Source organism: Agarivorans gilvus, assembly GCF_001420915.1.
Taxonomy (GTDB): domain Bacteria; phylum Pseudomonadota; class Gammaproteobacteria; order Enterobacterales; family Celerinatantimonadaceae; genus Agarivorans; species Agarivorans gilvus.
Map to the genome: position 1 here is coordinate 1,209,191 of NZ_CP013021.1, position 12,545 is coordinate 1,221,735.

Sequence of the window (12,545 nt, forward strand, 5' to 3'; positions counted from 1 at the left end):
CCTATCCTTTCGTCTTGTATTAATCACGCTCACCGTTGCTGACATAACGACCACCACTGACTCGGTCCAAGCCAGCGTAATCTTGCTCGGTAAATACTTCGCTATAACCGGCTGCGAGCAAACAGGCTTGCACCGCCTGCTTTTGATCATAACCATGTTCAAACATTAGCCAGCCACCGGGTTTTAAGTAATCTGGGGCTTGTTGAATAATCTCTTGTATGTCCGCTAAACCATGTTGCTCTGCGGTTAAAGCAGAGCTTGGTTCAAAACGCACATCGCCTTGTACCAAATGCGGATCTTCGGTATCGATATAAGGCGGGTTACTCAATATAAAATCAAAGCGCTCACCCATGAAGGGAGCAAACCATGAGCCTTGCTTAAAACAAACTTGCTCCAAACCGAGCTTTTGCGCGTTATGTTGTGCTAAAGCCAAGGCGTCTTCACGCAGCTCACTGGCGCTAATTTGCGCCAGGGGAAGCTCACTGGCTAAAGCTAAGGCGATGGCTCCGCTACCGGTTCCTAAATCCACTATTTTAGTATCGGCATGGTTCTTGGCTTTCTTTAGACAAAGCTCCACCAATACTTCGGTATCTGGGCGCGGGATCAAGGTAGCGGGAGATACACTTAGACTTAATGACCAAAACTCGCGCTCACCTACAATGTAGGCAACGGGCTCACCTTGCTCGCGTTGGTTTAACCACGTTTGGTATTGTTGCCATTGCTGCGGGCTTAGCTGGCGCTCAGGCCAAGTGAGCAAATAGGCGGTGTCGCAAGCCAACACGTATTGCAACATCACCCTCGCATCCAGCTTGGGTGATTCGCCACCGGCTAAGCGCTCGCTCGCCCATTGCAGTGCTTCACCAATGCTAGGCAATTTAGCCTTCACTCTCGGCTAGCGCGGCCAATTGGTCGGCCTGATATTCTTGTAAGATAGGATCGAGCAGTGCTAACAAATCACCTTCTAAAATATCGTTTAAACGATATAAGGTTAAATTGATACGGTGGTCGCTCACTCGCCCTTGTGGGTAGTTGTAAGTACGGATCCGCTCACTGCGATCACCACTGGCCACTAACTCGCGACGCATCGAGGTTTCTTCTGCGCGACGTTTTTCATCTTCTGCAGCTTGCAAACGAGCCGACAATACCGACATTGCCTTGGCACGGTTTTTATGTTGCGAACGCTCTTCTTGACATTCCACTACCACACCAGTTGGAATGTGGGTAATTCGGATCGCCGAATCAGTTTTGTTCACGTGCTGACCACCAGCACCAGAGGCACGGAAGGTATCTACCCGTAAATCGTTAGGATTAATCTCAATTTGCTCGGCTTCAGGGATCTCTGGCATCACCGCCACGGTGCAGGCCGAGGTATGAATACGCCCTTGTGATTCTGTTTCAGGTACTCGTTGTACACGGTGACCGCCTGACTCAAACTTCATTAAGCGGTACACATCTTCGCCATCAATTTTAGCAATCAGCTCTTTGTAGCCACCTTGCTCACTTTCGTTACACGACATAATCGTCATGCGCCAACCTTGGCTTTCAGAAAACTTGCTGTACATACGGAACAAGTTGCCGGCGAAAATTGCCGCTTCATCACCGCCAGCTCCAGCGCGAATTTCCAAGAATACGCTACGTGAGTCGTTAGGGTCACGGGGCAAAAGCAATAGCTGTAATTCTTCAGACAACTTTTCCATGCTGGCCTGAGCTTCTTCTACTTCTAGCTCGGCCATTTCGCGCATTTCAGGGTCGTCGTCTTGCAACATTTCGTTAGCCGACTCGAGATTTTCTTGCGCCTGCTGATAAGCGGTAAAACAGTTCACAACTTCTTCAAGCTGAGAATATTCTTTGGTTAGGCCGCGAAATTTATCTTGATCAGAAATAATTTCTGGTTCACCGAGTAACACTTGCACTTCTTGATAACGCTCTTGCAAGGTTTCAAGTTTGGATAAAATAGACGCTTTCATGCTTTCTCTCTTTAACTGCAATACTCCGTCGGCTTAACACTTAGCAACGAAACATTGACCTCAAATTTGCTTACTTTCTTAGGCCAATGGCCTCTCGTATTACCGCCAGCTCTTCCAGTCGACCATCACGGCCAGCCTTATTAATTGCCTCAGTTGGCGCATGGATAAGTTTATTGGTTAATTGAAACGCGGTTTCGCGAACAACCGTTGCGGGATCTTTGCCGTTGGCTAGGGCTTCCAAGGCTTTTTCTACTGCAGCATCACGCACTCGTTCACTATGGCTACGATAATCACGAATAGTAGTTACCGACTCCAAAGAGCGCAGCCAAGCCATAAAATCTTCACTATGTTGGTTAACAATAAATTCCGCTTGCTCTGCCGCCTCGCGGCGAGACGCCATATTTTGCTCAACAATGCCTTGTAAGTCATCAACACTGTATAAGTAGGCGTCACGCAATTCACCTACTTGCTCTTCAATATCTCGCGGCACCGCAATGTCCACCAAAAACATCGGTTGGAAACGACGTTTTTTCAAGGCGCTTTCCACCATGCCCTTACCAATAATAGGCAAAGGACTAGCTGTTGAACTAATCACAATATCGGATTGCGGCAAATGCTCAGGAATTTCATTCAGAGTTATAGCTTCAGCACCAAAGCGGCTAGCCAAGTTTTTTGCACGCGACACCGTGCGGTTAGCCACAGTCATTTTTTGCACGCCTTGATCGGCTAAATGCTTAGCCACCAAGTCGATGGTTTCGCCAGCACCAACCAGTAATACTGAGGATTGACGTAAATCATCAAAGATTTGTTTGGCCAAACTTACCGCCGCAAAGGCCACAGATACGGCATTCACTCCAATATCGGTATCGGTTCGTACTTGCTTGGCCACCGAAAAAGCCCGCTGGAAGAAACGTTCTAAAACACTGCCCACCGAGCCCGCTTCACGCGATTCGGTATAGGCCTGCTTAATTTGACCAAGAATTTGTGGCTCACCTAAAATCAGCGAGTCCAAGCCACTGGCCACCCGCATTAAATGCGCAACCGCTTGTTGCTGCTGATACTGATAAAGACTCGGCCTTAATTCCTGCTCAGGCAGATTTTTGTAGTCGACCAGCCATTGCACCACTTTCTCTACATCGGTATCACCCAAATTACAATACAGCTCGGTACGGTTACAGGTAGACACGATCACCATTTCCACGCCGAGCTTATTGCTGGCGTCAGTTAAGGCTTGGTTGACCTGCTCTGGACTAAACGCGACTTTTTCACGCAACCCAAGGGGAGCCGATTTATGATTAATACCTAGGACTTGCAGACTCATCTTAGTGGGGCTTTGTTGCGCCTTTTCCTACCAGTGGAGTAAAAACGCAAATTGTACGGGAATATCCGGCTAAATAAAAGAAACAGCACCGCTATGCAGCGCCTAATTAGCTAAAATTCAGCCAGCTAAACAACACATCTTTTCTTTTTAGCAATTTACACCCACTACCCTGAACTTTTATACTGCTGCAAAAAAGTGGAGGCCCTGTGCGCCAACTCCTTTGTTTATTGATTTTAATTGCAGGTCTTAGTGCTTGTAGTTCACAGCCGCCCATCACCACCGCAGATAGCGAATGGGAGCAGCATCTGAGCCAGTTACAGCAACTGGAGCATTGGCAGCTGAATGGGAAAATTGCCTTTATTAACCAGCAATCGCGTCAAGCTGCCAACTTATTTTGGCGCCAAGATGGTGAGAACAGCCTACTTCGCATTAATGGCCCGCTGGGTTTACAAGGCGTAGAGTTGCATTACCAACCCGGCCAAGTATGGGTAAAAACCAAAGACGAAGAATATCGCGGAAACGACGCCCAACAGCTTATCTATAGGCTTACCGGCTGGCAGGTTCCGGTAGAACAGTTACCCGCTTGGCTACTGGGCATACCTAGCCAAAATGATTATCAGCTAAATGCCCAGCACCGCTTAGCCAGCTTTACCAGCGCCGAGCAATGGCAAATTAACTATCTGAACTACGCACAATATGGCAACTACACGCTGCCACGCCAGCTAGAACTCAACTCCGCCGACAATCGTTTAAAACTTAATATTCACCAATGGCAAATCGATGACTCAAGCAACCCTTAGTGGCCCTTGGCTTGCTCCGGCTAAACTCAATCTATTTCTTTATGTCACAGGAAGACGCGCCGACGGCTACCATGACTTACAAACCTTGTTTCAATTTATCGACTGCTGCGACCAACTGTATTTTGCGCTAAACCCAACAGGCGCTATTCGTTTAAATAGTGATTTAGACTTTCCTGCCGAAGATAACCTAGTAGTAAAGGCCGCCCGTTTACTGCAGCAACATTGCGATATAAAACAAGGGGTAAGCATCACTCTAGACAAGCGATTACCGATGGGCGGAGGCATTGGTGGGGGCTCGTCTAATGCCGCTACTACCTTGCTGGTATTAAATCAGCTTTGGCAGTGTCAACTTAATCTCGAACAATTAGCCGCTCTGGGTTTGCAACTTGGCGCAGACCTGCCTATTTTTATCCATGGCCATAGTGCTTTCGCTGAAGGTGTGGGTGAGCAGTTGCAGAACGTTGACCCCGAAGAAAAGTGGTATCTAGTACTGCACCCTGACGTGCATGTTTCAACACCCAGCGTATTTCAGCATCCAAAACTACCGCGTAATACGCCAAAACGTAGTTGGAATGAGCTAAAAAGCAGTGACTGGCACAACGATTGCCAAGAAATTGTGGCGAAAGTTTATCCGGAGGTTGCACAAGCTCTTGGCTGGTTGTTAGAATACGCGCCGTCGAGAATGACCGGAACCGGAAGTTGTGTTTTTGCCGCTTTCGACACGGAGCGTGAAGCCCTTGCCGTGCTAAATAAACGCCCCAAAAATCTTACAGGTTTTGTGTGTAAATCCTGTAATCAGTCGCCGCTTCATCAGCAACTGAATCAAATCAAAAACATACAATAACACCGCTGGCAATTAGGCAATAAATGCTTAATTGCTTAACCAATGTAATGCTCTTTTGACCCGATAAATCTGAGGTTTCCATCGTGCCAGACATGAAACTCTTCGCCGGTAACGCCACGCCAGAACTTGCCCAGCGTATTGCTGACCGCCTATATACCACCCTTGGTGATATTTCAGTAGGTAGATTCAGCGATGGCGAAATTAGTGTACAAATCAACGAAAACGTTCGTGGTGGAGACATCTTTGTTGTCCAATCCACTTGTGCGCCAACTAATGATAATGTCATGGAACTTATCGTTATGGTTGATGCTCTACGTCGTGCCTCTGCGGGTCGTATTACTGCGGTAATCCCCTACTTTGGTTATGCGCGTCAAGACCGTCGTCCTCGTAGTGCTCGGGTGCCTATTACCGCTAAAGTTGTCGCCGACTTCTTATCTAGCGTAGGTGTAGACCGTGTGCTAACCGTTGACCTACACGCTGAACAAATTCAAGGTTTCTTCGATGTTCCAGTAGACAATGCCTTTGGTAGTCCAGTACTACTACAAGATATGTTGGACAAAAACCTAGAATCTCCAGTGGTAGTTTCACCCGACATTGGTGGTGTGGTTCGTGCTCGCGCAGTAGCTAAAATGCTTAACGACAGCGATTTAGCCATTATCGACAAACGTCGCCCTCGCGCTAACGTTGCTCAAGTCATGAATATTATTGGTGACGTAGATGGCCGTGACTGCATCATGGTTGATGACATGATCGATACCGGCGGTACTTTGTGTCAAGCAGCTGCCGCGTTAAAAGCCAAAGGCGCAAAACGTGTATTTGCCTACGCGACTCACCCAGTATTCTCGGGCAATGCGGCCAGCAACATCACTGAATCAGCACTAGACGAAGTGATTATTACCGACTCTATTCCACTAAGCGAAGAAATGGCCAAAGTAGAAAAAGTTCGCCAGCTTTCTTTAGCGCCAATGTTGGCCGAAGCCATTCGCCGCGTGAGCAACGAAGAGTCAATCTCTGCGATGTTCTAATATTGGCCGCTTGAGTCAATAACGCCAAAAAGCGAACCATCTGGTTCGCTTTTTGGCTTGCAAGGCTTGCCTAAAATGCCTTAAATTTGAGGCTTTTGGCACAATCGTTGAGCTAACAAACGTTTGCCCCCAAGAGTGTTTGGTTGTTTATTTTTGGGGCTGTTGGTGATGATTTTGTGCTGACGGTGGCGCTTTAGGTTTTATAGATCAAAAGCTTTCGCCTGCGGCGATATACTTTTCTTTGCTGGCCAAAGAAAAGTATACAAAAGAAAGGCCACCCGCATCTTCTTAGCTCCTCCGTTGCTCACTCACAAGGGCGTTGAAGTAACTCGCTACGCTCAAACAGACTTCAACTTTAATCCCTTGTTCACTTGCGCTACTCGGCGAAGATGATGGGGATAGATTCTGTTAGTTACTCAATCGATTTAGGCTTCTCAAGGCTCTGTTAGTTTAAAACTCAATGGCTTCACTGTAGGCAAAGACTCAAGGTTTGTGCTTTTTAATCCCTTCATTATCGCCGAGCAGCGCCGGTAACAAGCGGTGAAGCCGAGCACTGTTTGAGCGTAGCGAGTTGCGCAGGCGCGCTTGGAAACAAGTCGCGCAGGATGAAGATAATGCAGGGCGAGCTTTCTTTTTGCTTCGTTTTTCTTTTCTCGCAAAAGAAAAATGACGTCGCCGTAGGCGAAAGCTTTTCTTTGCTGCCTAAGGCTGGTGGTATAAAAGAAAAATCACAATGGCTATGTTCCCATTAACTGTTGTTGAATGTGGAACAGCCTGTTTTCGTTAAGGTTTTCTGGTGTATCCATATATCTAAACCAACCAAGGTAATGGTGGAGATATTTTGTGGCTACGCCATGAAATCGTTTTATCCAAAGTTTCAAACGGCTGTGGTACGCATTAACATTTTGAATGTGAAAGACTTTATCTATCACCTTAATGCCGCCAGCCATGTCTAACCGTTTGTGGATTAAGTCATTTTTTTCTGACAGCGCTATATAGGACTTATAGCCATCGCTACACAACACGCTGTCTTTTTCCAGCTTACCAACCAACTCTTTGTGTAGAGTTTCGGTTGTTACATCAGGCAAAATCGCTTCATAGGTGTTTTTGGCTCTGTCTCTGACAGTCAAAACAGGAACCCAATCTTCCTTAGAACGTCCCCGTTTTTGAGCCTTCATTCCTCGTTTATGAGGAGGACGACTCAACTTCTTTGCCCCTTTTTCTGAATACGGGAACAGGGTTTCGTCTGCTTCAATAATGCCTTCAAGCCTGCTGGCTTTTAGCGTTGAAGGTAAAGCCAGAAAACGATGTCGCCATCTGAATGATGTTTTCAGGTTAATCCCACACTCTTTGGCACATTCACGCAACACTTTGCTATCGAGCATACACCGTATGTAATCCAGCCAAAGCTCTTTGTATCTGAGCCTGGCTAGCGGAGTCGCCGTTGTTGCTACAAAGGTTTTACCGCAGTTTTTACAGCGATATCGCTGCATCTTATTTACTTTGCCGTGTCGATTAATCAATGAGCTATGACAGTGTGGACATTCTGGTTTTTCAACCATCCGTTCTTCTAACTCTGATATCAACTGTGAGGTACTATCCGTACCTTTCAGCCACTTCTCTATATAACGAACTTGGCTATCTGTTAGGTTCTCAAGTTCAGTCATCAACTTAGTAAATTGCGCAGGAATCATAAGTAACCCCTCGATAACTGGATCTATATACAGTTTAGCAACAATTTACGGGAACATAGCCATCACAATTAATCCTGCTGTGCTCAAACAGACTTCAACTTTAATCTCTTGTTCACTTGCGCTACTCAGCGAAGATGAAGGGGATTTAAAAGCGCAATCTTGATTATTGTGGGTGTGAAATGTTTTTGCTCCATTGTGTATTAGGCAGTTGGTCCAATAACACCCTGAATACCCGACTTCATGAGGAAAACTGAACGTTTAGGGCTTGCGCAGATTTTCACTGTGATTATACACAGCCACAACATTTCTCAAGCTGCCTTTGTCAAAACGGTCTATAGAATTTGAACATTGACTATTGATAAAATTAAAAGAAAACATCAAAGTAGACAATAAGTTAAAGAGAGAGCACGAACAGCCTGGTGACCTTGCGCAAGGTCACACTTTCTGTGATAGGACGCGTGCTCATTGAATGGGATAGGAAGCACGTGCTTCCTACTTAGCGTTAGTTTCTCACCATGCCATTGGAGACAAAATGGATTTAGATATTAGTGTAAGTGACTTTGCTCTATGGATTTCTGAGATTCTTAGGTTTGACCTAGAAGAAGCTGAAGATTCATTTATATATAAACCTAGGTTTGGATCGTTAGAAAACACAACGCTTACGTTAACAAAAGAAAAGCTAGAAGGTGAGATCGACTCTTTAAGATCCTACAATGAAACATCAGAGACAGTGTTATCTGACGACAAGTCCTATGAGATATTGGTTCGAGAGGAAGGTCATTTTCACAGATTCTTGCCTAGAAGCAGAGGAGACGACGTTGTTTTAGAAGTAAGTGACCCTGAGAATAAAATTACGTACACGTTAGGGCGACCTTCTAACCAATTCTCTCTCTACTTGATTAAAAATGCAGCGCAATACGGCGAACCTAGGGCGCTATCTCGACCAACAATGCCTGGTTCAATTATGAGAAGAGTTCTAGAGGAGCAACCTTGCGTACTAGAACTTGTAAAGAAATTTATAGCTGGTCGCCTTACTCTAAAGCTCGTTTCAGAAACTAAGAAAAGTGTATCTGAATTTGATAAGTTCTCATCAGCATTTCTTTTTAATATAACGTACAACACTGATACGTCTTTAGTGCAGCAGAGGGATTTTGATGAGCTGCTAAGAACTGGCCGAATTACTCGCTCTCGAAGGTCAAGCCTTGACGAAATAGACCCGCCAAGAAGAACTTATATCCCCGATTTAATCCACCATTACCAGCTAGCGGTTGGCACCGAAAATCCGATGCTGGAGTATATTTCGTATTACCACATCGTGGAGCACTTTTTCGAATCAATTTTCAATGAAGCTCTAGTGGAAAAAGTTAGGAATACGATTACTCACCCAGATTTTTCGTATAAGAGAAAAAAAGATATATCGTCTCTAATAAAAGATATTGGTAAGTCCATAAAAATGCGAGACGACAGCATGACCTTTAGTGAGCAAGAAGGCCTGAGACTGACGCTTGCTAAATATGTGGATTTAACTGATTTGAAACAAAAGCTTAACGATTATGACGACACTCTAGTTACATACTATAAAACATCACCTGTTTCCTTCTCCTCGGCGCCGGTCGTTGACTTGGTAGGAGATGATGAAGAGCTAATTTTTAAAAATTTAGCTGGTAGAATTTACAAGAACAGAAATTCTATAGTTCATAGTAAAGAGTCAGAAAAGTCCAAATATACACCGTTTCGTGACGATAAGACTTTAGTAAAAGACGTGCCTTTAATCAGATTTATTTCTGAGCAAGTTATTTTTGCAACGTCTAGTGTTTCATGAAACTAATCGGGTAGCCGGAGGTATCTAGCCTCCAGCCCCCACAACACCCTGCATGCGGCTCCGCACAGGCGTTTCACTTAGCATGGTGAAGCGCTATCCATCCATCTCGAAGTGCAAACAATCCCTGAAATTTTAGCTAAGCATTCGACAATACTTGTTGGCTCCCCGCTGTTTTTGAACATCGAAATGGACCTTTACTAGAGATACCACACGCAACTGCGTCTTAATCCAGTGATCTAGATCTACGCACAGTTGATAGCAGTAAAGTTAATAACCACGCTTTTTTATTGGCTTTCAAAAAACGTCAATGGTAGAATGCCGCGCCTTTTGAATTGCGCTGTGGCTATTTTAGTCAACAAACACAATCAATATGGTACTGGTTAGGGTTTGGTCGCGAAACCTTAGCCTCATTTTATTATTTGGAGAAATACAAATGTCTAACATTACCATCGACGCTGAACTGCGTAGCGATTTAGGGAAAGGTGCGAGCCGCCGCCTACGTCACGCAGAAAAAGTTCCTGCTATCGTTTACGGTGCTGGTGAAGCCCCTGTTTCAATCACTCTAGAGCAACGTCACGTGATGAAAGCTCAAGAAGCTGAAGCATTTTACTCAAGCATTATTACTTTAAATATTGCTGGTAAAGCAGTAGACGTACTAGTAAAAGACATGCAGCGTCATGCTTACAAGCCACGTGTTCAACACATTGACTTCCAACGTGTTGATAACTCAGCCACCATCACTAAAGCTGTACCTCTTCACTTCTTGAACGAAGATAGCGCAGAAGCGGTTAAGAATGGTGGTAAAGTACACCACTTGGCTACTGAGATCGAAGTTAGCTGTCTAGCTAAAGATCTTCCAGAATTCGTTGAAGTAGACGTAGCAAACCTTGAGCTTGGTGCATCTCTACACATTTCTGACATCGTTCTTCCTGCTGGCGTTAGCTCTGTTGAGTTAGCTAAAGGCGAAGCACACGACCAAGCGGTAGTATCTATTACTGCTCCTAAAGGTGCTGAAGAAGGCGATTCTGCTGAAGAAGAAGCAACTGAAGAATAGTGTCAAACGATATTCGTTTACTCGTGGGCCTGGGAAATCCAGGCCCCGAATATGCCGCTACCCGCCACAATGCAGGTGCATGGCTAGTCACACAACTAGCTAACAATCATCACGTCCAATTAAAGCCCGAAAGTAAACACTTTGGATTAACCGGCCGCATTCAGTTAGCTGGCCAAGAAATGCGTTTACTGATCCCCACAACTTATATGAACCTCAGCGGTAAAGCTGTTGCTTCATTAGCCAAATTCTACCGTATTGAGCTGGAACAAATCATGGTTGCCCATGATGAGCTTGATTTACCGCCGGGCGTTGCCCGTTTCAAAAAAGGCGGTGGGCATGGCGGACACAACGGGCTGCGCGATATCATTAGCAAATTTGGTAACAGCAAAGATTTTTATCGCTTACGAATTGGTATTGGCCACCCTGGTCATAAAGACCGGGTATCGGGTTATGTCTTAGGCAAAGCCCCTAAGAGCGACCAAGCGCTAATAGATGACGCCATTGATGAAGCGGTACGCAGTACCGATATTTTGCTTAAAGACGGTTTAAGCAAAGCAATGAATCGATTACATAGTTACAAAGCGGGCTAAGCCCCTTAAACACACAAATAGGTATTATTATGGGATTTAAATGTGGCATCGTTGGTTTGCCAAACGTAGGCAAGTCGACTCTATTTAACGCTCTGACTCAAGCCGGCATTGAAGCTGCTAACTTTCCATTTTGTACTATTGAGCCTAATACTGGCGTAGTACCCGTACCTGACGAGCGCTTAGATGCTCTCGCCGAAATTGTAAATCCGCAGCGTGTACTCCCCACCACCATGGAGTTTGTAGACATTGCAGGCTTAGTCGCTGGCGCATCTAAAGGTGAAGGTTTGGGTAACAAATTTTTGGCCAACATCCGCGAAACCGACGCCATTGGCCATGTGGTTCGCTGTTTTGAAAATGACAACATCGTGCATGTTGCCGGCAAAGTTGACCCCGCTAACGATATCGACACCATCAATACCGAGCTGGCCCTAGCCGATTTAGATAGCTGTGAAAAAGCCCAGATCCGCGTGGCTAAAAAAGCCAAGGGTGGCGATAAAGACGCAAAATTCGAATTAGAAGTATTAGCCAAGGTGCAAGCTCACCTAGAGGCTGACCACATGCTACGCAGTTTAGACCTAAGCAAGGAAGAAAAAGCCGCCATTGCTTACATGAACTTTTTAACTGCCAAGCCGACCATGTACATTGCTAACGTCAATGATGATGGTTTTGAGAACAACCCCTACTTAGATATCGTGAATGAAATTGCTGCAGCAGAAAACGCGGTGGTAGTAGCGGTTTGTGCTGAAATTGAAGGTGAAATTGCCGAACTAGACGCCGAAGAAAAAGCCGAGTTTATGGAAGAAATGGGCTTAGAAGAGCCTGGCCTAAACCGCGTAATTCGTGCCGGCTATGAACTATTAAACCTACAAACTTACTTTACCGCAGGGGTAAAAGAAGTTCGCGCTTGGACCATTCCAGTTGGTGCCACAGGGCCACAGGCTGCAGGTAAAATCCACACCGACTTTGAAAAAGGTTATATTCGCGCCGAAGTAGTGGGCTATGATGACTACATCCAATACCGAGGTGAAACTGGCGCTAAAGGTGCCGGTAAATGGCGCCAAGAAGGTAAAACTTATGTGGTGAACGATGGTGATGTGATTCACTTCTTATTCAACGTCTAAATTCAAAAAAAACCAACCTTCGGGTTGGTTTTTTTATAGCCAATTAAACTGCGCGCGATGTTTTTGTCTCGCTATAAACCAAATTCATTCTATTTATTCACCGCTTTGCCCTTCCTCGTTTGCCAAGGTCACACGTTCAACAGCAAGCGGCACTGCTTAAAATAGCAACAAGTTTTGCGCCAAATGTCGATATTGAACAGAAAGCAAACAGTTAAATTGAGCAAACAGACAGCATCACGTACACAAACTGCGCAAACAAACTTTTTTGCGGATTTTTGACAAAAAAACGGTTGACGCTGTTAGGTCT

11 protein-coding genes are annotated in these 12,545 nt (G+C 45.3%); 7 read left to right on the forward strand and 4 right to left on the reverse strand.

Annotated features, from left to right (window positions below; translation table 11 throughout):
- Positions 1 to 19: 19 nt before the first annotated feature.
- From prmC to hemA, 3 genes are all read right to left on the reverse strand, one after another.
- Positions 20 to 886, reverse strand: a complete 867-nt coding sequence (gene prmC, locus AR383_RS05690; protein WP_055732274.1) for a peptide chain release factor N(5)-glutamine methyltransferase — start codon at positions 884 to 886, stop codon at positions 20 to 22.
- Positions 876 to 1,967: a peptide chain release factor 1 gene (prfA, locus tag AR383_RS05695; protein WP_055732275.1), complete on the reverse strand. Its 1,092-nt coding sequence runs from the start codon at positions 1,965 to 1,967 to the stop codon at positions 876 to 878. Before prfA ends, prmC begins: the two co-directional genes overlap by 11 nt.
- Positions 1,968 to 2,037: 70 nt before the next feature.
- On the reverse strand, positions 2,038 to 3,288 hold the full coding sequence (gene hemA / locus AR383_RS05700; protein WP_055732276.1) for a glutamyl-tRNA reductase: 1,251 nt from the start codon (positions 3,286 to 3,288) through the stop codon (positions 2,038 to 2,040).
- A gap of 206 nt (positions 3,289 to 3,494) precedes the next feature.
- Between hemA and lolB the strand changes: the two genes are divergently transcribed.
- From lolB to AR383_RS05715, 3 genes are all read left to right on the forward strand, one after another.
- On the forward strand, positions 3,495 to 4,088 hold the full coding sequence (lolB, locus tag AR383_RS05705) for a lipoprotein insertase outer membrane protein LolB (RefSeq protein ID WP_055732277.1): 594 nt from the start codon (positions 3,495 to 3,497) through the stop codon (positions 4,086 to 4,088).
- Positions 4,069 to 4,932, forward strand: a complete 864-nt coding sequence (gene ispE / locus AR383_RS05710) for a 4-(cytidine 5'-diphospho)-2-C-methyl-D-erythritol kinase (protein WP_055732278.1) — start codon at positions 4,069 to 4,071, stop codon at positions 4,930 to 4,932. The genes lolB and ispE overlap by 20 nt, the downstream gene beginning before the upstream one ends.
- A gap of 83 nt (positions 4,933 to 5,015) precedes the next feature.
- Positions 5,016 to 5,957: a ribose-phosphate pyrophosphokinase gene (locus AR383_RS05715; protein WP_055732279.1), complete on the forward strand. Its 942-nt coding sequence runs from the start codon at positions 5,016 to 5,018 to the stop codon at positions 5,955 to 5,957.
- A 737-nt stretch (positions 5,958 to 6,694) separates the two neighbouring features.
- Here AR383_RS05715 and AR383_RS05720 read toward each other — a convergent pair.
- Positions 6,695 to 7,651 carry an IS1595 family transposase gene (locus tag AR383_RS05720; RefSeq protein ID WP_157051651.1) on the reverse strand — a complete coding sequence of 319 codons (957 nt, stop codon included), beginning with the start codon at positions 7,649 to 7,651 and terminating at the stop codon, positions 6,695 to 6,697.
- Between the two features lie 532 nt (positions 7,652 to 8,183).
- Here AR383_RS05720 and AR383_RS05725 point away from each other — a divergent pair.
- From AR383_RS05725 to ychF, 4 genes are all read left to right on the forward strand, one after another.
- Entirely contained in the window at positions 8,184 to 9,473 is a 1,290-nt protein-coding gene (locus tag AR383_RS05725) for a hypothetical protein (RefSeq protein ID WP_055732280.1), read from the forward strand.
- Between the two features lie 433 nt (positions 9,474 to 9,906).
- A complete protein-coding gene (locus AR383_RS05730) occupies positions 9,907 to 10,527 on the forward strand; it encodes a 50S ribosomal protein L25/general stress protein Ctc (protein WP_055732281.1) in 621 nt (206 codons plus the stop codon).
- Positions 10,527 to 11,117 (forward strand): aminoacyl-tRNA hydrolase, encoded by a 591-nt coding sequence (pth, locus tag AR383_RS05735; protein ID WP_055732282.1) that lies wholly within the window; start codon positions 10,527 to 10,529, stop codon positions 11,115 to 11,117. The genes AR383_RS05730 and pth overlap by 1 nt, the downstream gene beginning before the upstream one ends.
- 29 nt (positions 11,118 to 11,146) lie before the next feature.
- Positions 11,147 to 12,238 (forward strand): redox-regulated ATPase YchF, encoded by a 1,092-nt coding sequence (gene ychF / locus AR383_RS05740; protein ID WP_055732283.1) that lies wholly within the window; start codon positions 11,147 to 11,149, stop codon positions 12,236 to 12,238.
- Positions 12,239 to 12,545: the final 307 nt, after the last annotated feature.

Excerpts from the sequence above, each read along its gene's own strand:
- prfA (WP_055732275.1), bottom strand. The coding sequence starts at position 1,967 with ATGAAAGCGTCTATTTTATCCAAACTTGAAACCTTGCAAGAGCGTTAT.
- hemA (WP_055732276.1), bottom strand. The coding sequence starts at position 3,288 with ATGAGTCTGCAAGTCCTAGGTATTAATCATAAATCGGCTCCCCTTGGG.
- ispE (WP_055732278.1), top strand. The coding sequence starts at position 4,069 with ATGACTCAAGCAACCCTTAGTGGCCCTTGGCTTGCTCCGGCTAAACTC.
- AR383_RS05720 (WP_157051651.1), bottom strand. The coding sequence starts at position 7,651 with ATGATTCCTGCGCAATTTACTAAGTTGATGACTGAACTTGAGAACCTA.
- AR383_RS05725 (WP_055732280.1), top strand. The coding sequence starts at position 8,184 with ATGGATTTAGATATTAGTGTAAGTGACTTTGCTCTATGGATTTCTGAG.
- AR383_RS05730 (WP_055732281.1), top strand. The coding sequence starts at position 9,907 with ATGTCTAACATTACCATCGACGCTGAACTGCGTAGCGATTTAGGGAAA.
- ychF (WP_055732283.1), top strand. The coding sequence starts at position 11,147 with ATGGGATTTAAATGTGGCATCGTTGGTTTGCCAAACGTAGGCAAGTCG.